This is a genomic window from Nocardia sp. NPDC050435 (genome assembly GCF_040655395.1).
GTDB lineage: Bacteria > Actinomycetota > Actinomycetes > Mycobacteriales > Mycobacteriaceae > Nocardia.
Genome location: NZ_JBFAJW010000002.1, coordinates 377,744 through 397,430, shown reverse-complemented (window position 1 = coordinate 397,430; position 19,687 = coordinate 377,744). Strand labels below are relative to the sequence as shown.

Annotated in this window: 17 protein-coding genes; 13 read left to right on the top strand and 4 right to left on the bottom strand. The window is 69.2% G+C overall.

What is annotated here, in order from left to right; genetic code table 11:
- Window positions 1–78: 78 nt before the first annotated feature.
- Window positions 79–942: a hypothetical protein gene (locus AB0I43_RS06185; RefSeq protein ID WP_356971755.1), complete on the top strand. Its 864-nt coding sequence runs from the start codon at window positions 79–81 to the stop codon at window positions 940–942.
- A gap of 50 nt (window positions 943–992) precedes the next feature.
- Entirely contained in the window at window positions 993–1,814 is an 822-nt protein-coding gene (locus tag AB0I43_RS06180) for an HAD family hydrolase (protein ID WP_356972243.1), read from the top strand.
- Between the two features lie 30 nt (window positions 1,815–1,844).
- Here AB0I43_RS06180 and AB0I43_RS06175 read toward each other — a convergent pair whose 3' ends face one another.
- Window positions 1,845–4,667 (bottom strand): N-acetylmuramoyl-L-alanine amidase, encoded by a 2,823-nt coding sequence (locus AB0I43_RS06175; RefSeq protein ID WP_357431482.1) that lies wholly within the window; start codon window positions 4,665–4,667, stop codon window positions 1,845–1,847.
- A 307-nt stretch (window positions 4,668–4,974) separates the two neighbouring features.
- On the opposite strand from AB0I43_RS06175, the gene AB0I43_RS06170 reads away from it, so the two are divergent.
- Window positions 4,975–6,144, top strand: coding sequence for a SpoIID/LytB domain-containing protein (locus AB0I43_RS06170; protein ID WP_356971754.1), 1,170 nt, complete (start codon window positions 4,975–4,977; stop codon window positions 6,142–6,144).
- Window position 6,145: 1 nt separating this feature from the next.
- Here the strand turns inward: AB0I43_RS06170 and AB0I43_RS06165 are convergent, their stop codons facing one another.
- Window positions 6,146–6,646: a MarR family transcriptional regulator gene (locus tag AB0I43_RS06165; protein ID WP_356971752.1), complete on the bottom strand. Its 501-nt coding sequence runs from the start codon at window positions 6,644–6,646 to the stop codon at window positions 6,146–6,148.
- A 108-nt stretch (window positions 6,647–6,754) separates the two neighbouring features.
- Between AB0I43_RS06165 and AB0I43_RS06160 the strand changes: the two genes are divergently transcribed.
- The 4 genes from AB0I43_RS06160 (at window position 6,755) to AB0I43_RS06145 (ending at window position 9,962) form a co-directional block, all read left to right on the top strand.
- Window positions 6,755–7,696 (top strand): EamA family transporter, encoded by a 942-nt coding sequence (locus AB0I43_RS06160; RefSeq protein WP_356971750.1) that lies wholly within the window; start codon window positions 6,755–6,757, stop codon window positions 7,694–7,696.
- A gap of 69 nt (window positions 7,697–7,765) precedes the next feature.
- Window positions 7,766–8,539: a TipAS antibiotic-recognition domain-containing protein gene (locus tag AB0I43_RS06155; protein WP_356971749.1), complete on the top strand. Its 774-nt coding sequence runs from the start codon at window positions 7,766–7,768 to the stop codon at window positions 8,537–8,539.
- A 126-nt stretch (window positions 8,540–8,665) separates the two neighbouring features.
- Window positions 8,666–9,196, top strand: coding sequence for a hypothetical protein (locus AB0I43_RS06150; RefSeq protein ID WP_356971747.1), 531 nt, complete (start codon window positions 8,666–8,668; stop codon window positions 9,194–9,196).
- A gap of 34 nt (window positions 9,197–9,230) precedes the next feature.
- Window positions 9,231–9,962 carry a hypothetical protein gene (locus AB0I43_RS06145; RefSeq protein WP_356971746.1) on the top strand — a complete coding sequence of 244 codons (732 nt, stop codon included), beginning with the start codon at window positions 9,231–9,233 and terminating at the stop codon, window positions 9,960–9,962.
- A gap of 107 nt (window positions 9,963–10,069) precedes the next feature.
- Here the strand turns inward: AB0I43_RS06145 and AB0I43_RS06140 are convergent, their stop codons facing one another.
- Window positions 10,070–10,696, bottom strand: coding sequence for a helix-turn-helix domain-containing protein (locus AB0I43_RS06140; protein WP_356971744.1), 627 nt, complete (start codon window positions 10,694–10,696; stop codon window positions 10,070–10,072).
- 105 nt (window positions 10,697–10,801) lie between these two features.
- Here AB0I43_RS06140 and AB0I43_RS06135 point away from each other — a divergent pair, with 105 nt between their 5' ends.
- Complete coding sequence (locus tag AB0I43_RS06135) at window positions 10,802–11,524, top strand: SDR family oxidoreductase (protein ID WP_356971742.1); 723 nt, start codon at window positions 10,802–10,804, stop codon at window positions 11,522–11,524.
- Here AB0I43_RS06135 and AB0I43_RS06130 read toward each other — a convergent pair.
- Complete coding sequence (locus AB0I43_RS06130) at window positions 11,521–12,735, bottom strand: hypothetical protein (protein ID WP_356971740.1); 1,215 nt, start codon at window positions 12,733–12,735, stop codon at window positions 11,521–11,523. The genes AB0I43_RS06135 and AB0I43_RS06130 overlap by 4 nt on opposite strands.
- A gap of 207 nt (window positions 12,736–12,942) precedes the next feature.
- Between AB0I43_RS06130 and glf the strand changes: the two genes are divergently transcribed.
- The 5 genes from glf (at window position 12,943) to zomB (ending at window position 19,617) form a co-directional block, all read left to right on the top strand.
- The gene (gene glf / locus AB0I43_RS06125) at window positions 12,943–14,166 is read left to right on the top strand and encodes a UDP-galactopyranose mutase (protein WP_356971738.1); all 1,224 of its coding nucleotides are present in this window, start codon (window positions 12,943–12,945) and stop codon (window positions 14,164–14,166) included.
- Window positions 14,163–16,094: a glycosyltransferase gene (locus AB0I43_RS06120; protein WP_356971736.1), complete on the top strand. Its 1,932-nt coding sequence runs from the start codon at window positions 14,163–14,165 to the stop codon at window positions 16,092–16,094. Before glf ends, AB0I43_RS06120 begins: the two co-directional genes overlap by 4 nt.
- A gap of 50 nt (window positions 16,095–16,144) precedes the next feature.
- On the top strand, window positions 16,145–16,708 hold the full coding sequence (locus tag AB0I43_RS06115) for a phosphatase PAP2 family protein (RefSeq protein ID WP_356972239.1): 564 nt from the start codon (window positions 16,145–16,147) through the stop codon (window positions 16,706–16,708).
- A 73-nt stretch (window positions 16,709–16,781) separates the two neighbouring features.
- Window positions 16,782–17,714 (top strand): decaprenyl-phosphate phosphoribosyltransferase, encoded by a 933-nt coding sequence (locus AB0I43_RS06110; protein WP_356971734.1) that lies wholly within the window; start codon window positions 16,782–16,784, stop codon window positions 17,712–17,714.
- 4 nt (window positions 17,715–17,718) lie between these two features.
- A complete protein-coding gene (gene zomB / locus AB0I43_RS06105) occupies window positions 17,719–19,617 on the top strand; it encodes a flagellar motor control protein ZomB (RefSeq protein ID WP_356972237.1) in 1,899 nt (632 codons plus the stop codon).
- Window positions 19,618–19,687 lie beyond the last annotated feature (70 nt).

Genomic DNA, 19,687 nt, shown 5'->3' with positions numbered 1-19,687 from the left:
GAGCCGTGATCGCGCATTACTGTGAGGTGTTCAGCGTGTTCGAGGGATCCGGGATGGGATTCCGGATGGGGGAATCTCATGGCGTATCCGCAGTATCCGGGGCAGTACGAGCCGTATGCGGGCGGGTACGCCATGCCCGCGGCGGCCCCGAGCGGCGGCACCGCGATCACGGCCGGAGTGCTGGCCTGTATCGGCGCGGTGTTCCAGCTCATCGGCGGGTTCGCCAACTTCTTCACGAGCTCGCAGATCAGCAGTCTCGATACGGGCGGCGATCTCGAGTCCGGGTTCACGACGTTGACCATGATCACGGGGGCGGTCGCGATCTTGTCGGCGCTGCTGCTGGGCGTCGGGGCGGTCATGCTGTTCACGCGTCGCCCGGTCGGGCGGATCCTGATCGCGGCCGGATGCGGGTTGGTGATCGTGATGCAGATCCTGAGCAACGTGCTGCTCGCGACGATGTTCGCCGACATCGATGACGACGGCTCGATCATGGCGATCGCCGGGGTGTCCGCCCTGATCAGCCTGATCTTCCCGGTCATCACGATGGTGCTGGCCCTGCTGCCGTCGACGGCGCGCTGGGCGGCGTACCAGCCTGCCGCGGCGGGTCAGCCGATGGGATACCAGCAGCCGAACCCCTACGGCTACAACCCTTCCGGTGGCTACCCGGCGCAGCCGGGCTACCCGGGCGCGGGCTTCGCGCCGCAGCCGGGTTACCCCGGCGCTCCGCAATCCGGTCTGCCGCCGGTCAACCCCTTCGCGCCCGCGCCGGCCCAAGCCGACCCTTTCGCTCCCGCGCCGCCTCGAGCCGACCCCTTCGCGCACGTCCCGACCCAGATCGCCCCGACCCAGGCCGCCGACGCCGCGACCCAGGTGGTGCCGGGCGCCCAGCCCGGCCCCTTCGGCAAGCCCGCCGACGACCAGTGGCAGCGCCCGAACTCCTGACTGCGACCGCGCCGAGACGGTTTTCCGGCAGGATGGAATAGGTGACCCGCCTGCACCTACCCAAGCCCAAGATGGTGGCCTCCGATGTGGACGGCACGCTGATCGATCACGACGAGCGCGTGACCGCCCGCACCAAGGCGGCCGTCGACGCTCTCATCACCGACGGCGTGCCCTTCGTCCTGGCCACCGGCCGGCCGCCGCGCTGGATCGATCCGGTGGTCGACGGCCTGGGCTATGCCCCGCTCTGCGTCTGCGGCAACGGCGCGGTGATCTACGACAGCGCCACCGACAGCGTGCTCGCCAGCCGCACCCTCGACGTGGACACCCTGTCCTGGATCGCCGATCTCGCCGAGACCGCGCTGCCCGGCTGCGGCCTGGCGGCCGAGCGCGTCGGCGCCAGCGCCCACGACGCCGTCACCCCGCAGTTCGTCAGCTCACCGCAGTACGAGCACGCCTGGCTGAACCCCGACGACACGATGGTCGCCCGGCACGAGGTGATCGATTCGCCCGCGATCAAGATGCTGATCCGGCTGCGCGGTATGTCCAGCGGCGCGATGCGGGCCAAGCTGGCGCCGCTGATCGGCGACCGCGCCGACATCACCTACTCCACCGATCACGGGCTGATCGAACTGTCCGCCCCGGGCGTCACCAAGGCCTCCGGCCTGGCGCTGGTCGCCCAGCGCCTCGGCGTCGAGCACTCGACCATCATCGCCTTCGGCGACATGCCCAACGACGTGCCCATGCTGTCGATGGCCGGGCACGGCGTCGCGATGGCCAACGCGCACCCCGAGGCCATCGCCGCGGCCGACGAGGTCACCGGCACCAATGCCACCGACGGCGTCGCCCAGGTGCTCGAACGCTGGTGGTCCTGATCCCGCTGCTCGCGTGCCGGGGAGTTCGGGTCACCCCTGCCCGTCGCCGGGCGGGACGCTGTCCGCGGCGGGCGGCACGACATCCCCTGGCGGAGGGATGTCGGCCGGAGCCGGTGCGAGGCCGTCGGCCGGAGCCGAAACCTCCACCGGGGCAGGGCCGTCCGGCGCGGTGCGCGGATCGGCGTTGATCTCTTTCCAGGCGGTGGTCACGATCCCGGTCACCTCGTTGACGATCAGAGACCCGTTCTGGAAGTCCGAGCGCAGCCCGTTCAGCACGGGGTAGGCGTTGCTGACCGGGACGCCGAGCAGGCCGGTGTCGCCGCCGAGCTCGAGGAACCGGTCCAGCACGTGGCCGGCCACCTCGAACACCTGGCCGGACGGCGGGTTGTAGACGTAGCCGTTGACGAACTTCGCGTACTGCCCGCCGCCCGCGGCGGGCATCGGCTCCGTGCGGGGAGCGCCCAGCGCGCCCTCGGCGCCGCCCTTGGCCGCCCAGTACTTGGCGATGGCATTGTGGTCGAGCATGCCGAGCAGCCGTTTCGTCAGCGCGGCCAGCTGCTCCACGTCGTCGGCGGGTTCCGATTCGACGCGCGGGCCGGGCGTGGCCGGCTTCGGCGGGCCCACCGGGTTCGGTGTCGCGTTCGCCTTGCGCTGCTGCTGGGAGACCCGCACCTTGGGCGCGGGCACGTCGGCGGCGATCTCGCGGATGCGATCCATCAGCGCGTAGGCGGCGTCACCCGGGCAGGTCGTGTTGCCGACATCGCGATGCGCGAAAACGATGGGCAGGTCGATGGTTTGGCCCTGCGGGATCGACGTGAACTCCGTGCCTTCGGACTCCATCACCGTGTCGCCCTGGGGGTCCAGCCCGGCCAGCTTGGCCCGCCAGCCGACGAAGCTCCCGATCGCCTCGATCGACTCCTCGCTCGGCGACTCGGACACGTAGTTGCCCATCAGCGCCACACCCGAGGTGTTCTCGTTGAACCCGCCGGCGTGCGCGCCCTGCACCGGGCGGTCCAGGCCGCCGGCGCGGCCCTCGAAGATCTGGCCGTACTTGTCGACCAGGGCGTTGTAGCCGATGTCGCACCAGCCCAGCGTTTTCGCGTGATAGGCGTAGATGGCGCGGACGATGCCCGCGGACTCGGATTTGTCGTAGTCGTTGCGGCCCGCGGTGTGGTGCACGGTGACGCCGCCGAGGAAATCGTCGTAGGTGGGGTCCTCGCAGCGGATCGACTCGTCCGCGCCCCAGCCGGCGCGGCTGATCACGCTCGGACCGCCGCCCGGCAGTGCGGCGGCCACCGGGGACACCGCGGCGTCGACGGCGCCGCGGCCCGGATCGATCAGCACCGCGGTCAGCTGCGAGAGCACCTGCTTACCGAAAACCTCTTCGTTGCTGGGGAATTGGAGCTCACCCTCGGGGTGCGCGGTGGCGATCGGCTCGGCCGCGTCCGCGGGCGGCGGGGACAGCTCGGGCGCCACGGCGGGCTTGCCCTGGGCGGCGTCCTTGCGGGTCACCAGGATCTGCACGGCGTTGGTGCTGCCGACGTAGATCGGCTCGGTGCCCGAGGTGCGGCTGGGCGCGCCCCGATCGTTGCGATGGGTGTCGACGGGTTCGGTCTCGTACCAGGGGCCCCAGCTGCCGTCGGCCTGCTTGGCGCGGATCATCGCCTTGGTGCCGCCGAGATCCTTGGCGGTCAGCGCGACCACGCTGAACGGTGTCTCGCGGGACAGCTCCTTGACCTGAGCGCCGACCTGCTGGATCAGGTCGTCCGGGACGGCACCGGGTTCGAGAGCCGGTGTGTCCGGGCGAGTTTCGGGGCCGAAGAGCGGTCCGTCCGCTTTCGCCGGGATGGGGTCGGCGGTGTGCTGCGCTGGGCCGGAGAGGTTTTCAGGGATCGGCTGCGCCGGATCGGCCGGGGGGACCGGACCGGGTGCTGCGAGATCATCGACGGCGGTAGGTGTTTCGACGTCCACCGGATCAGCGACCAGTCGGATGCCGCCGGGCGCTCGTGGATCGGAAACACCGAGAGAGTGACCGATGCTCGCGCCCTGCGCATTGGGTGCGGCAATGGGACTGCCGTTCGCCAGGGAAATCTGGGACGCGGAGATGGGCGCGACCGGCACTGGGTTCGGCGCCGGGGCCGGTGCGGCGGGAGTCTGTGCCGGGTCCGGCGCGGCGGGAGTCTGTGCCGCGCCGGGGGCAGCGGGGTTTTGTGCCGGGCCGGGGGCGGCGGGATTTTGTGCCGGGCCGGGGGCGGCGGGATTTTGTGCTGAGCCGGGGGTAGCCGGATTTTGTGCCTGGGCCGGTGCTGCGGGTGCGGGGCCGGGAGTGGGCACGGCCGCCGGGCCGGGAGTCTGGGCGGGGCCGGGATTCACGGCGCCCGCGGGAGGCGTCTGACCGGGAGCCGAGGCCGTGGGGCCGGGCGTCTGACCGGTGCGCGGGGGATTCTGCGCGGAGGTGGGTGTCGCGGTGGTGGTCTGTCCGGGCTGGGAGTACTGGCCCGGGTCGTCGGTGCCGGAGCCCAATCTGGGGAGCGGGATCTGTCTCGGTAGCTCGATCCCGGGCGGCAGCGGCAGGCCCTCGGGCACCTCGATCGAGGCGGGCAGCGGCAATCTGCGCAGGTCGGAGAGGTGCAGGTCGGGTAGCTCCAGGCCGGTGAGCTCGCGCAGCGGCAGGGTGATGTCGGGGACCGAGTTCAGCACGACCTCGGCCAGTTGCGTGGGTACCGCCGCGAATTCGCTGTCGTTCGCCACGCGGAAGTCCTCGGCCAGGTGCAGTGTCGCGAACGGGGCCGAAACCGCGAGCGTGGCGACCACCGGGAGCAGGTAGGAGCGTTTCGGTCTGCGGTACGGCACGAGCATCTCCATTCAGGTCGAATCAGCGATCACATGTGCTTGCTTCTCGATGCATCACAGATCACACTAAGCAACAAATGTCACAAGCCCTAAATCTTTAGTTGAGGATTGCTCGAATGTAGCTTCCGAAATCTCCTCGGACCCAGCGACATGCCGACGGCGATCGAACCGATGCGGTCGGCGAATAACCGGCGGGAGTAGACGAATGCGAGCCAGACAGCGCCCCCAGCGGGCTGGAATCCGCCGATCCGGCGGATTCGGAATAAACCGGAATAGACGTCGGATCAAACCATCGACATTTACCGGAATGTGGCGGCCCCTGCTGGTCACCGGATGTGCGGCCGCATTCATCGGAATCGTTCTCACCTGCGCTTATCTGCCCACGGCATATCGGCAGCTGGCCGGTCCCGGGCACGGCCGCGGCATGAGTCAGCACGGCGCTTTCGACAATGCGGTGCAGGGCTGGGTCGCCGAGCGCATTCTCGAGCACTACTATCCCGGCGCGAGTTTGGGCACGGTGCCGCCGACCACCGTCGCGGTCCGGCTCAGTGCGCAGGACGACTCGACCCTGGACACCTACGCCGCCGCCGGCGCGATAGTTGCCGGACAGGTGCTGGCGCCCGGCGAAGTGGCGCATCTGACCGCATTGCCCGACGGCGGCGCGCACGTCGTCGTGACGGTCGGATGCGACGGAGAAGTGCTGTGGCAGAGCGACACTCAGGATCCGTGGGTGTACCCGGTCGATCCGGGCCCGGGTCGCCCCGGCGCGGAGCACCTGATGCTGTGCAACGGCACCGGATATCGCGGCGCGCTGGGCCTGGCCCTGGAGGACGGCGTGGCGCGCACCGTGAACCGGGTGGACGTCGAGGACTACCTGCTCGGTGTGGTCCCCGCGGAGATGCAGGCGAACTGGGTCGATCAGGGTGCGCGGGAAGCGCTGCGCGCCCAGGCCATCGCGGCGCGTTCCTACGCGCTCGCCGAATCGCGCTACCCGTATGCCCAGACCTGCGACACCACCGACTGTCAGGTATACGCGGGCACGGTCATCGAGGATCCGCGCGCGGCCGAGGCCGTCGCCGCCACCGCGGGCACCGTGCTGCTGCGCGACGGCCGGATTCTGCGTTCGGAGTACTCCTCCGCCCCCGACGGCGGCAGCCCGGCCGACATCTTCACCTTCGAGGTCGGCCCGACGCCCGCCGAGCTCGGCGGCGGTGACGTCCCGGAACCGATGATCGACTCCGCGGCCGAGCTCTCGCCGATCGACGCCGAATACCGCAGGCTCGGCGGTGATTACGGCTCGCTCGGCGCACCGCTGGGCCCGGAGCTGCGGCTGCCGCGCAGCATCGGCACCTACCGGGTGTTCAGCAACGGCGTCATCATCGCGACCCCGGAGCTGGGCGCGCGGGTGGTGGACTTCGCCGCGCTCGCGGACCTGGCGCCCGGCGCGATCGCCCGGGAGGACGGGCCCACCGGGTAGCTCAGCCGAGGCTGGTGTCGCCCAGGGTCTCGGCGAGCCCGCGCAGCAGGCGCACCAGCTGGTCACGATCGTCGGCGCCGAGTTCGGCGAGCAGCCGTGCCTCGTTGGCCATGTGCAGCGGGAGCAGCTCGTCGACGAGGGCGCGGCCCGCCGGGGTGAGCTGGACCCGGATGCAGCGCCGGTCGCTGGGATCGGCGGCGCGGCGCACCAGCCCCTTCGTGGTCAGGCGGTCGACGCGATTGGTGATCGCGCCCGAGGTTCGCATGGCCGCGGCGTTCAAAGCTCCTGCGGTGAGGCCCTTTTCGCCGCCGGAGCGGCGCAGCGTGGCCAGCACGTCGAACTCCCAGAACTCCAGGCCGTGGCCGTTGAAGAACTTCTTGAGCTCACCCTCCAGGATCTGCGCCAGCCGGGAGATGCGGCCGATCACCGCCATCGGCGCGACGTCCACGTCGGGGCGCTCGCGGTTCCAGTGCTCGGTGATGAGGTCGATCGCGTCGCTCATCGCGGATTCCTCTCGATCTGAAATATCTCAACGTTCATCTACTTGACGATGAGACACCCGGGGGAGTAAATATTTCAACGTTGAGATTATCAATGAGGAGCGAACGACATGATCAGCACCCCGGCGCGTATCGGCTCACCCGCCGCCACCCTCGCGCTCACCGCTCTCACCCCCGTCGTCTGGGGATCCACCTACGCCGTCACCACCGAGTTCCTGCCGCCGGACCGGCCGCTGTTCACCGCGCTCATGCGGGCGCTGCCGGCCGGGCTGATCCTGCTCGCCCTCACTCGCACGCTGCCGCACGGCGCCGCCTGGCTCGGACGCGCGGCCGTGCTCGGACTGCTCAATATCGGCGCGTTCTTCCCGCTGCTGTTCCTGGCCGCCTATCGGCTGCCGGGTGGTGTGGCCGGCGTGCTCGGCGCGGTGGCGCCGATGTTCGCGCTCGGTTTCGCCGCCGCGATCCTGGGTGAGAAGCTCACCCCACGCAAGCTGATCGCGGCACTCGTCGGCGTCGGCGGCGTAGCGCTGGTGGTGCTGAAGGCCACCGCGCAGCTCGACGCCGTCGGCGTGCTGGCCGGACTCGCGGGCGCCGCGTCCATGGCGCTCGGCACCATTCTGACCAAGCGCTGGGGCCGCCCCGAGGGCGTCGGCCCGCTCGCGATGACCGGCTGGCAGCTCACCGCCGGCGGCCTGATCATCGCCCCGCTCGCCCTGCTCGTCGAGGGCGCGCCGCCCGCGCTGGACGGTCGCGCGATCGGCGGCTACCTCTACCTCGGCATCATCGGCACCGCCGTCGCCTACTGGATCTGGGTGCGCGGCATCTCCCGGGTGCCCGCCACCTCGGTCGCCTTCCTCGGCCTGCTCTCGCCGGTCTCGGCGGCGGTGATCGGCTGGGTCGCGCTCGGGCAGGTGCTCACTCCGCTGCAGGTCCTGGGCATGGCCGTGGCGCTCGGCGGCACCGTGCTCGGGCAGACCGCCACGCGGGCCCGCGTCGTTCAGCCGGTGGCCCCGGCGCCGGTGCAGGGCATTCTGGTGGGAGCGGCCAAATAGGCTTGACCTTGACGTTACGTCAACTTGCAGACTGATTTCACCGACGAGAAACGGGAAGGAGAACTGGTCATGACCGCGACTGTCCGCACCGGCGAATGGTCCATCCAGGATCTGGCGAAGGCGGCCGGTACCACCAGCCGCACGCTGCGCCACTACGGCGAGCTGGGGCTGTTGCCGCCCAGCCGAGTCGGCGCCAACGGATACCGCTACTACGACCAGCACTCCCTCGTGCGGCTGCAGCGCATCCTGCTGCTCCGGCAGCTCGGCCTCGGCCTCCCGGCCATCGCCGAAGTCCTTGCCGGAGAGCAGGATACCGCCGCCGCATTGCGCACGCACCTGGATTTGCTTCGGCAGGAACAGGATCGGATCCGGCGCCGGATCGAGTCGGTATTGGTCACGCTGGACAAGACGGAAAGAGGTGAAAAGCTCGTGGCCGCAGAAGTATTCGACGGGTTCGATCACACCCAGTACAAGGACGAGGTCGAACAGCGGTGGGGCAAGCAGGCCTACGCCGACAGCGACAAATGGTGGCGCTCGCTCGACGACGCCGGCAAGCAGGCGTTCATGCAGGAGGCGGGCGACATCTCCGCCGCCTACGGCGCGGCGCACGCGGCCGGGCAGGCGCCGGACAGCCCCGAGGTGCTGGCCATCTCCGCGCGCCACCGCGCCTGGATGGGCGACGGCTGGGGCGGAAAGCAGGTCCCGCTGGAGACCTTCGCCTGCATCGGCGAGATGTATGTCTCCGACGACCGGTTCCGCGTCAACTACGACGTCCACGGCGACGGCACCGCGGAGTTCGTCCGTGACGCCATGAAGGCCTACGCCGAACAGCACACGGACTGATCGACGTAATCCCCGAGGCGCCCGCACGGCCGGTGCGGGCGCCTTCGCTGTGCCAAGGATTCGTTATGCGTACCCGTAGGCGGGCCTCGTTACGTTTCGCGCACACCGTGAGAGGGGACGATCCACATGACGACATTCCTGCCCGCCTATCCCGGACAGCCACTGCGCTCGCCTGCGGGCTATCAGCGCCCGAGCGGCGTAACCGCCTGTCTCGCCGCGGTACTGGCGCTGCTGGGCGGCGGCTGGAACGTGTTGGGACTGTACGAACTGCTGACCCGGGACAACCTGGCACTCGCGCTGATCCGGGACGGGGCGACACCGCCCTGGGCCGACACCACCATTCTCGTCTTCCTCGGCGCCGAGGCGCTGAGCACCGGGCTGTTGCTGCTCGGCGGACTGCTGCTGGCCGCGCGCTCCCGGATCGGCCGGGCCATGGTCGTCACCGGCGCGCTCGGCAGCGCGCTGCTCGCGACCTTTCCGCTGGTGACCTTCATGACGCTGTTCGGTGCGGTTCCCGCCGGCGATCTCGTCGCGTTCACCGCGCTGGCAACCACGCCGTGGCTGGTTGTTCTGCTGCTCGGCTGCTGGAATTCGACGGGGCGGTGGATCGCCGCCGGCCCGGATTTCGTTGTGCGGTCGGCCGGCTCGGGCCGGTAGGGTTCCCGGAAACACTTCTGAGGGGGAGGACCTGATGAGCTATCCGTATGGGCCGCAAGGGGTGCCGGGCGGGGGATATCAGCCGAATCCGTATGCGCCGCAGGGTGGATACCGCCCGCCGGGGTATCCACCGATGCCGGGGCGCGTGCCCGGGTATCCCACCGGCGGCACCGCCAAGACCGCGGCGGCGATGGGCTTGGTGATCGCCGTCCTGCACGCGATCTCCGGCGCCCGGCTGCTGTCGGCGATCGACAAGATGAAAGACGCGAGCAAGTCCTTGCAGTCGCTCAACGGCAGCGGCATCAAGGTGCCCAAAATCGATACCGGCCAATGGGAATTCCTCGCCACCGTCAATTTCGGTCTCATGGTCGCCTGGGGCATCGGCGCGCTGCTGCTGTTCGGCCGCAAGCCCGCGGGCCGCGTGATCGTCCTGATCCTGTCCCTCGTCGCCGCCGGATTCAGCATCTACGGTCTGGTGCAAGCCGCGGAGATCTCCAACAAGTACCGGGGCGCCGATGTCGGTGACCTGGTCGCCCTCAACGGCCTGTCCCTCCTGATCGCCGCCGTCATCGCCATCCTGTGCCTGCTCAAGTCGACCAGCGAATGGCTGATCACCGCCCCGCGCTTCGGTATGCCCGCCAACGCCCGGCCCCCGTACGGCCAACCCGCCTACGGCCCCGCGCCCTACGGTCAGCCGCCCTACGGTCAACCCGTCCCGCCCCCACCCAATCCCTATGGCCAGCAGCAGTATCCGCCACGCTACTGATTAAGTCCCCAGCAGTGCTGACAGCGGGGGAGAGTGGCGGCCGCCTATCGGCTGTGGTCTCCGGTGTGCCGCCGCCGCTCGCGCGTTGGATCGGGTCGGGCTGACAACTACTTGCGGAGGGCCTGCATCAGCTGGTCTTCGGTGATCGGGGGGACGGGGAGGGGGTGGGCGGCGGTGGCGCGCAGGCCGTCCAGGACCAGGGCGAGGTGGCGGCGCCAGGCTTGGGGGGCGAGGTGGGCGAGGGCCTCGACGATGCGGGTGTGCGACCAGGTGATGAAGGCGATGTCCTCGAGTACCCAGTCGGCGCGCAGAGCGCCGGCGTCCTGGGCGCGGGTGATGATCTGGCGCATCAGGCGGTGGCCGTGTTCCTGGGCGCGGGCGACGGCGGGGCTGGGGGCGGCGCGCAGGGCCAGATCGCTGAGCAGGCGGTCGCCGGCCTGTAATTCACAGACGTTTTCGACCAGGTAGACGAACGATTCCCAGGGGTCGGTCATGGCCAGCGCCTGTTCGGCGATCCGGCCGCCCGCTTCGATCCGGTCTTCGACCGCCGCGGCGATCAGGTCGTCGCGGGTGGGGAATCTGTTGTAGAGCGTCCCGATGGCCACGCCCGCGCGGGCGGCGACCTCCTTGAGCGGTGCGTCGAGACCGCGTTCGAGGAAGACGGCCCGGGCCGCGGTGACCAGCGCGTTCCGGTTGCGTTGGGCATCGCTGCGGAGCGGCTTGTCCTCGGGCATCCGCCGATCCTACAAATCCGGGTCCGGCAATATCTTGAGCATAGGTTCAACTTAAGCTACCGTCGAATCGAACTTGAACCGTGACTCAACTTAATGAGGTAGCGAATGTCCAAGACACTGGCGATCTTCGGCTTCGGGCCGGGCCTCGGCCTGGGCACCGCCCGGCGCTTCGGCCGCGAGGGCTACCGGGTGGCGGTGATCGGCCGCAACCCGGACAAGGCCGACGGCCATGTCGCGGAACTGGCCGCGGCCGGCATCGAGGCCACCGCCTTCCCGGCCGACGTCAGCGTGGAATCGGAGGTCGACCGAGTGACGGGGGAGGTCACGGCCCGTTTCGGCCGCATCGACGTCGCCCTGCACAACGCGGCGGCGAACATGTCCGATCGCGCGCCCGCCACCCTCGGGACGGATACCGCCGCGCTGCGCACCGCGTTGACGCTCAAGCTCTATTCACCGGTCTGGATGACCCGCGCCCTCGCGCCCGCGATGCTCGAGCGCGGCGACGGCGCCCTGCTCTACTCCTCCGGCTCCTCGGCCCGCCTCCCGCTGCCCTACCTGGCCAACTTCGGCGTCGCGCTGGCCGCCCAGCGCGGCTACGTGCAGCAGCTGGCGCTGGAGCTGGCGGGCACCGGCGTCTACGCCGGCCTGCTCAATATCGGCGCGCTGATCGGCAACAGCGAGGCCGAACGCCTGATCGACGCCGACCCGGACCTGATCCCGCCGGGCCTCGAGATCGCCCGCATGGGCAACGACGAACTGGGCGAGCACTATTGGCGCATGGTCACCGAGCGCGACACCGTGGAGCTGGACGTCGGCTTCCCGGCCTAGGCGGCGCACATCGACTGCATGACGCCGCGCACGATCGGCGCACCGTAGGTGGTCGGCGCGAACGCCAGCGTCTGCACCACCGACAGCGGTGTGGTCACCGTGGACGCCACGCCGGTGAAGCCCAGCGCCAGATTGCCCAGGGACAGCAGCAGACTGGTCACGTCCAGCGACAGCATCGCCAGGTCGAACGCGTTCTCCACCTGAATCTCCGCGAGCGGCACCGTATTCAGGGCCTTGCCCTCGTAGACGCTGAAGCCCAGGTTGGCGAGCAGGGTGATCGGGCCGTAGTCGGCGGCGGCGACCAGCGGCCCGAGCTCCTCGGTGCGGCGCAGCAGCAGGAGTTCGGTGACCCGGTTTCCGGCCAGGAACGCCTGCAGGCTGTCGGCTCCGGCGTTCATGACGGCGCGGTCCAGCGGCAGGTCGGCGGTGTTCAGGTAGCCGCGGGTGCGTTCGATGAGCTCGCGGGTGGTGAGTTCGGCCACCGGCGTGCAGGATTCGTTCGCGTTCACCAGTGAGTTCGCCAGATCCACCAGGGGCGCGGGCAGATCCACGCGTTCCACGACCGGATCGCCGAGGTCGAGCGGGGCGTAGGCGCTGGGCGCCGCGCACTGGGCGGCGATGTGCTCCTGCAGCTTTCGGCTCAGCGCTTTCACGCCGTTGAAGATCGCTCCGACGATCGGCTTCAGCAGGATGCCGACCGAGGGCACCAGGCTGGCGGTGAGCTGGGCCGGGATCTTGACGATCCGGGTGGCCAGGATGAAGACCTCGATGGCGTCGTTCACGGTCAGCCGGGACACCGACAGGGTCTGGTGCACGCGGCCCGTGCGCACCGCGTCCAAGCCGTTGACCAGGTAGGTGACGATCGGGTCGTCGAGGTAATCGGGTCGCGCGCCGACGAATGCGGGGGCGACCGGCAGTCCGTCGCGATGCACGCGCACCGCGGCGATGCCGCGCCGGAAATCGTCGACCTGCTGGTCGAAGCCGGCGAGCTGGGCGGCGGGCACCTGGGTTCGCAGGGCGGTGGCGGCCGCGGTGACCACGTCGTCGAAGGAGGGCGCGCCTGCCGCGCAGCCGTCGCTGATCGGGGTCGCGGCGAGGGTGCCGGTGGCGTCGGCGTGCGCCGGGGCGGTGGGGACGAGGATCGCGGTGCCGAGTACCCCGGTCAGCGCGAGGGCCCCGAGCAGCGGGGTGAGGAGGCGGGGTATCCGCATGGGGCGAGCTCCGATGATCTGGCTACACGAGAACTGGACGGTCGTTCAGTTCGGTGCCCATGTAATAGCGGCCGTGTTTCCGCCACATCGGCGTTTCGGCTAACTCCGATTGAAATTCCGATTGCCGCGGCGCGAAATCGGCCGCAGACCAGCGCCCGCCAATACTGCACCCGGACGGCTTGCGCACTTCCGATACTCTGGGCTCCCGTGACCGTCGCATCGTCCCCCGGTAACTCCGCAAACTCCTCTTTCGACCTGATCGTCGTCGGTTCGGGCTTCTTCGGCCTGACCGTCGCCGAACGCGCCGCGAGCCAATTGGGCAAGCGCGTACTGGTCCTCGACCGCCGCCACCACCTGGGTGGCAATGCCTATTCGGAGCCGGAACCGCAGACCGGGATCGAGGTTCACGTCTACGGCGCGCACCTGTTCCACACCTCGAACAAGCGGGTCTGGGATTACGTCACCCAGTTCACCGAGTTCACCAACTACAACCACCGCGTGTTCGCGATGCACAAGGGGCAGGCCTACCAGTTCCCGATGGGCCTGGGCCTGATCTCCCAGTTCTTCGGCCGCTACTTCACCCCCGAGGAAGCCAAGAAGCTGATCGCCGAGCAGTCCGCGGAGATCGAGACCAAGGACGCGCAGAACCTCGAGGAAAAAGCCGTCTCCCTGATCGGCCGCCCGCTCTACGAGGCATTCATCCGCGACTACACCGCCAAGCAGTGGCAGACCGATCCGAAGGAACTGCCCGCGGGCAACATCACCCGCCTGCCGGTGCGCTACACCTTCGACAACCGCTACTTCAACGACACCTACGAGGGTCTGCCCAAGCACGGCTACACCAAGTGGCTGGAGAACATGGCGACCTCGGACCTCATCGAGGTGCGGGTGAACACCGACTGGTTCGACGTGCGCGACGAACTGCGCGCCCAGAACCCGGACGCGCCCGTCGTCTACACCGGCCCGCTGGACCGCTACTTCGACTACGCCGAAGGCGAACTGGGCTGGCGCACCATCGATTTCGAGACCGAAGTGCTGGAAACCGGTGATTACCAGGGCACCTCGGTGATGAACTACAACGACGCGGACGTGCCCTACACCCGCATCATCGAGCCGCGGCACTTCCACCCGGAACGCGACTACCCGCAGGACAAGACGGTGATCATGCGCGAGTACTCGCGCTTCGCCCAGACCGGCGACGAGCCGTACTACCCGATCAACACCCCGGAGGACCGCGCCAAGCTGCTCGCCTACCGCGAGCGCGCCAAGGCCGAAACCGCCTCGCAGAAGGTGCTTTTCGGCGGCCGCCTGGGCACCTACCAGTACCTGGACATGCACATGGCGATCGGCAGCGCGCTCAACATGTTCGACAACGTCCTGCGCCCGCACCTGGAATCCGGTGCGGCGCTGGTGGATCAGGAGAGCGTGTGAGTTCCCCGGCAATGGTGGACGAAGTGACCGAGACCCGCGCGATTTCGCTGCTGCAGCGCATCATCCTGCCGCGGCCGGGCGAGCCGCTGGACGTGCGCACCCTCTACCTGGAGGAGTCGGACACCAACGCGCGCCGCGCGCACGCCTCCACCCGTACCGAGCTGTCCATCGGCGCGGAATCCGAGGTCTCGTTCTGCACCTACTTCAACGCGCTGCCCGCCAGCTACTGGCGGCGCTGGAGCGTCCTGAAGTCGGTGGTGCTGCGCCTGGAGCTGGCCGGCCACGGCCGCGTCGACCTGTACCGCTCCAAGGCCGACGGCTCGCGAATCCACGTGCAGGGTGACGAATTCGCGGTCGCGCCCGGCGCCGACTCCACCACGGTGGAGTTCGAGGCGGACCTGGGCCCGTTCGAGGACGGCGGCTGGCTCTGGTTCGACATCACCACCGACACGGCGGTCACGCTGCTCTCCGGCGGCTGGTACGCGCCGGTCCAGGCCCCGGGCGCGGGCACCATCGCCTGCGGCATGCCGACCTTCAACCGCCCCACCGATCTGGTGAAGACCCTGGCCGCGCTCGGCTCGGACCCGCTGGTGCTCGAGCATGTCAGCGCGGTCATCGTCGCCGATCAGGGCAACCGCAAGGTGGTCGACGAGCCCGGCTTCACCGAGGCCGCGGCGACCCTGGGCGACCGGCTGGTCATCCGCGACCAGCCCAATCTCGGCGGCTCCGGCGGCTACAGCCGCGTCATGTACGAGGCGCTGCGGCACTCCGACGCCGAATTCATCGTCTACATGGACGACGACATCGAGATCGAACCCGACTCGATCCTGCGCGCGCTGGCCTTCTCCCGCTTCGCCAAGTCCCCGCTGCTGGTGGGCGGGCAGATGCTGAACCTGCAGGAGCGCTCGCACCTGCACTCCATGGGCGAGGTCGTCGACCGCGGCGTCTTCATGTGGTCCTCGGCGCCCAATGTCGAATACGACCACGACTTCTCGAAGTACCCGCTCAAGGACCGCGACAACTCCAAGCTGCTGCACCGGCGCATCGACGTCGACTTCAACGGCTGGTGGACCTGCGTGATCCCGCGCCAGGTGGCCGAGGAGATCGGACAGCCACTGCCGCTGTTCCTGAAGTGGGACGACGTCGAATACGGTCTGCGCGCGCGCGATCACGGCTACCCGACGGTCACCCTGCCCGGCGCGGCGGTGTGGCACATGGCGTGGAGCGACAAGGACGACGCCATCGACTGGCAGGCCTACTTCCATCTGCGCAACCGCCTGGTGGTGGCCTCGCTGCAACTGCCGGGCAACGGCCGCGGCATGGTGGTCAACACCGTCAAGGCGACGCTGAAACACCTGCTCTGCCTGGAGTACTCGACGGTCGCGATCCAGAACCTGGCGATCAAGGACTTCCTCGCGGGCCCGGAGCGGCTGTTCCAGCTGCTGCCGAGCGCGCTGGGCGCGGTGCACGCGCTGCGCAAGCAGTACCCGGACGCGGTGATCCTGCCGTCCTCCACCGAGCTGCCGCTGGCCAGCCACCTCGGCGTCGGCGCGGTCGGCGAGCCGGCGAACCCGATCGCCAAGGTGATCCGCCTGGCCAAGGGCGTGGTGCACAACGTCAAGCCCGCGCACACCGAGCATCACCAGGTGCCGCAGTTGAACGTGCCCACGCTGGACGCGCGCTGGTTCCTGCTGTCGCAGGTCGACGGCGTCACCGTCACCACGGCAGACGGCCGCGGCGTCGTGTACCGCAAGCGCGATCCGCGCCAGGCGCTCGGCCTGTTCAAAGAGGCGCTGCGACTGCGGAAAGAACTGGCCGCCCGGTTCCCGGAAATGCAGAAGCGCTATCGTGCCGCGCATCCGGAACTCACGAGCACGGCGGCCTGGGAAAAGGCATTCGGTATCGAGAAGGGGAGCGATCAGCAGTGAACGCGGTGAACCAGAGCTTCTCGGCGCAGGACCTGCCCGAGGAGTTCCGGCTGGAAGACCGTGCGGCCGAGACCAAACGCCCGCCCGAGGTCGCGATCCTGAACGCGGTGCAATCCACCATCGGCGCCAACCCGTCCGTGGTCGCCGCGGCCCGGGGCATGTCGCACTTCGGTGAGCACGCGCTCGGCTGGATCGGCATCGCGGCGGCCGGCTGGCTGGTCGACAAGCCGCGCCGCCGGCAGTGGGCCGGGGTCGCGGTCGGCGCGGTCGGGGCGCACGCGGCCTCGATCGTGATCAAGCGGGTGGTCCGCCGCCCGCGCCCGAACGACCCGTCGGTGCAGGTCAATGTGGGTACGCCGAGCAAGTTGAGCTTCCCGTCCTCGCACGCGACCTCGACGACCGCGGCTGCGGTGTTGCTCGGCAGACTGACCGGGCTACCCTTGCCAGCGGTGATCGTTCCGCCGATGTTGCTCTCCCGAGTGGTGCTCGGAGTGCACTATCCCTCCGACGTGCTCGCCGGATCCGCGCTCGGCGCAGCGTCCGCCGCCGTAGTGCTCGCCGCCGAAAAGAGACTCGATAGTCGTGACCACCGCACAGGAAAAGACTCACCGTGAGAGAGCGAAGCGAACGAGCCATGAAACAGCGTGCTTCGCACATGACGGAGCAGAGCGCCAGCGAGGTGAAGTCATGAGTGAAGAGCCGACCGGCACCGATCTAGCCGAAGCGGTCGTCAAGGGTCCCCCGAAGACCTTGGCGGGCGGCCTGTTCAAGGCCGTGCGCCCGCGCCAGTGGGTGAAGAACGTCCTGGTGCTGGCCGCACCGCTGGCCGCGGGCCCGGACGTGGTCGGCGACGCCGGCGTCCTCGGCAGCGTCGCGATCGCCTTCGTGGTGTTCTGCATGGCGGCCTCGGGCATCTATCTGGTCAACGACTCGATGGACGTCGAGGCCGACCGGGCGCACCCGACCAAGCGGTACCGCCCGATCGCCGCCGGCGTGGTGCCGGTGAACCTGGCCTACGCGCTGGCGCTGGTGCTGCTGATCGGCTCGATCCTGGTCTCGTTCGCGGCGTCCTGGCATCTGGCCGTCGTGATGAGCGTCTACATCGGCATCCAGCTGGCGTACTGCTTCGGGCTCAAGCACCAGGCGGTGCTGGACATCTGCATCGTGTCCTCGGGCTTCCTGCTGCGCGCGGTGGCCGGCGGCGCGGCGGCGGGCATCGACCTGTCGCAGTGGTTCCTGCTGGTCATGGCGTTCGGCTCGCTGTTCATGGCGGCCGGCAAGCGCTACGCCGAGTTGCAGATCGCGCTCGGCACCGGCGCCAAGATCCGCAAGTCGCTGGAGTACTACACCCCCACCTACCTGCGCTTCGTCTGGACCCTCGCGGCGACCGCCCTGGTGATCTTCTATGGTCTGTGGGCATTCCAGCAGGGCGAGAAGAACGACACCATCTGGTACGCGATTTCGATGGTGCCGTTCACGATCGCAGTCCTGCGTTATGCGGTCGACGTCGACGGCGGCGCGGCCGGTGAACCCGAAGAGATCGCGCTGGGGGACCGTGTCCTCCAGCTTCTCGCAATCGCTTTGATCGGAGCGGTAGGTGTCGCTGTCTATCTCACCTGACGAGATGCTGGTCGAGGAAGTAGATCGGATCGGAGACGAGGCGGAGCGTGCAGAGCGCTCCGCCTCGCGGTTCGCTGTGCTATCCCGTGCCACCTTCGTCGGTGGGATCGCGCTCACCGCTGTGCTTTTCGCGATCGGCGGCTGGAACCGGCGCTGGATCGCCGACGACGGCCTGATCGTGCTGCGCACCATCCGCAACCTGCTCGCGGGCAACGGACCGGTGTTCAACGCGGGCGAACGCGTCGAGGCCAACACCAGCACCGCGTGGACCTACCTGGTCTGGTTCTTCAGCTGGCTGACCCAGGCGCGGCTGGAGTACGTGGTGCTCGGCATCGCGCTGACCATGTCGGTCCTGGCGATCGTGTTCGCCATGCTCGGCTCGGCGCGGCTGTGGGGCGGCACCGCCTCGGCCCTGCTGCTGCCGGCGGGCGTGCTGGTCTACATCGCGCTGCCGCCCGCGCGTGACTACGCCACCTCCGGTCTGGAGAGCGGCTTGGTCATCTGCTGGATCGGCCTGCTGTGGTGGCTGCTGATGCGCTGGGCGCAGGCCGGGCGGGTGCGCCTGCCCGGACTGTTCGGCCTGGTGTTCGTGGCCGGCCTGGCGCCGCTGATCCGCCCGGAGATGACGCTGGTCGGCGCGCTGGCGCTGCTGATGATCTTCCTCGCGCCGATGCCGGAGTCGCGGCTGCGCCCATTCCTGGTGCGCGGCTGCATCATCGCGATCGCCGGCCTGGTGCCGCTGGGCTACCAGATCTGGCGGATGGGCTACTACGGCCTGCCCTATCCGAACACCGCCGTCGCCAAGGACGCGGGCGGCGCGAAGTGGAGCCAGGGCTTCACCTACCTGTGGGATTTCGTCGGGCCCTACCACCTCTACATCCCGCTGCTGGTGCTGCTGGTCGTCGGCGTGGTCGCCGGCTGGGCGCGCCGCACGGGCGGGGAGCGGCAGCGCTGGACGGTGCGGCGGTTCCGCGAGTGGCTGCGCTCGCCGGGCGCGGTGGTCACCCTGGTGCTGGGCGCCGGGCTGCTGCTCACCGTGTACGCGTTGCGCGTCGGCGGTGACTTCATGCACGGGCGCATGCTGCTGCCGCAGTTGTTCCTGCTGCTGCTGCCGGTCGCCGTCGTCCCGTTCCGGCTGCCGGAGCGTGGCCGCCCGGCGAACTGGGCGCTGGCCGTGCTCGTGCTCGCCTGGATCGGCACCGTGGGCTGGTCGCTGTTTGCGGCGAGCACCACCGCGATCAAGTCCGGCACCACGATTCGCTCCTCCGGCATCGTCGACGAGCGCATCTACTACGTGCTCAACACCGGCCACGACCATCCGATCCGCGCCGAGGACTACCTCGACTACCCGCGCATCCGGGCCATGGTCGACGACATCACGGCCAGCCCCAACGGCGGCGTGCTGCTGAATTCGCCGTCGTTCATGTTCTGGTACGTCGCGCCGCCGCCGCTGCCGATCCCCGAGGGCGGCGCCGGGCACGCGGTGTTCTTCCTGAACCTCGGCATGACGAGCATGAACGTCCCGCTGGACGTGCGCGTCATCGATCCGATGGGCCTGGCCTATCCGCTGGCCGCGCACACCGACCGGCTGGTCGACGGGCGCATCGGGCACGACAAGAGCCTGTACCCGGACTGGGTCATCGTGGAGGCGGGCATGGTCGACGTGAAGCCGTGGATGCCCTGGTACCTGGACGAGAAGTGGGTCGCGCAGGCGCGCACGGCGATGTCCTGCCCGGCGACCGAGGCGCTGATGATCTCCTACCGGGATCCGTTCACCTTCGAACGGTTCAAGCACAACCTGCTGCACTCGCTGACCTTCGCCAAGTACCGGATCGATCGGGTGCCCAAGTACGAGATCGAGCGCTGCGGGCTGGTGAACCCCTACCCGGATCCGCCGCGATAGCCGTAGGCTGCTGATCGGCACGGGCTCACGATGCGCGCGCATCGTGGGCCCTTCGCGTTGTTCGAGGTAT

What these genes read in the sequence shown, in the direction of transcription:
- AB0I43_RS06155 (WP_356971749.1), top strand. Translation starts at nt 7,766, where the DNA reads ATGACCGCGACTGTCCGCACCGGCGAATGGTCCATCCAGGATCTGGCG.
- AB0I43_RS06130 (WP_356971740.1), bottom strand. Translation starts at nt 12,735, where the DNA reads ATGCGGATACCCCGCCTCCTCACCCCGCTGCTCGGGGCCCTCGCGCTG.
- zomB (WP_356972237.1), top strand. Translation starts at nt 17,719, where the DNA reads ATGCTGGTCGAGGAAGTAGATCGGATCGGAGACGAGGCGGAGCGTGCA.
- AB0I43_RS06145 (WP_356971746.1), top strand. Translation starts at nt 9,231, where the DNA reads ATGAGCTATCCGTATGGGCCGCAAGGGGTGCCGGGCGGGGGATATCAG.
- AB0I43_RS06110 (WP_356971734.1), top strand. Translation starts at nt 16,782, where the DNA reads ATGAGTGAAGAGCCGACCGGCACCGATCTAGCCGAAGCGGTCGTCAAG.
- AB0I43_RS06160 (WP_356971750.1), top strand. Translation starts at nt 6,755, where the DNA reads ATGATCAGCACCCCGGCGCGTATCGGCTCACCCGCCGCCACCCTCGCG.
- AB0I43_RS06135 (WP_356971742.1), top strand. Translation starts at nt 10,802, where the DNA reads ATGTCCAAGACACTGGCGATCTTCGGCTTCGGGCCGGGCCTCGGCCTG.
- AB0I43_RS06140 (WP_356971744.1), bottom strand. Translation starts at nt 10,696, where the DNA reads ATGCCCGAGGACAAGCCGCTCCGCAGCGATGCCCAACGCAACCGGAAC.
- AB0I43_RS06170 (WP_356971754.1), top strand. Translation starts at nt 4,975, where the DNA reads ATGTGGCGGCCCCTGCTGGTCACCGGATGTGCGGCCGCATTCATCGGA.
- AB0I43_RS06165 (WP_356971752.1), bottom strand. Translation starts at nt 6,646, where the DNA reads ATGAGCGACGCGATCGACCTCATCACCGAGCACTGGAACCGCGAGCGC.
- AB0I43_RS06185 (WP_356971755.1), top strand. Translation starts at nt 79, where the DNA reads ATGGCGTATCCGCAGTATCCGGGGCAGTACGAGCCGTATGCGGGCGGG.
- AB0I43_RS06150 (WP_356971747.1), top strand. Translation starts at nt 8,666, where the DNA reads ATGACGACATTCCTGCCCGCCTATCCCGGACAGCCACTGCGCTCGCCT.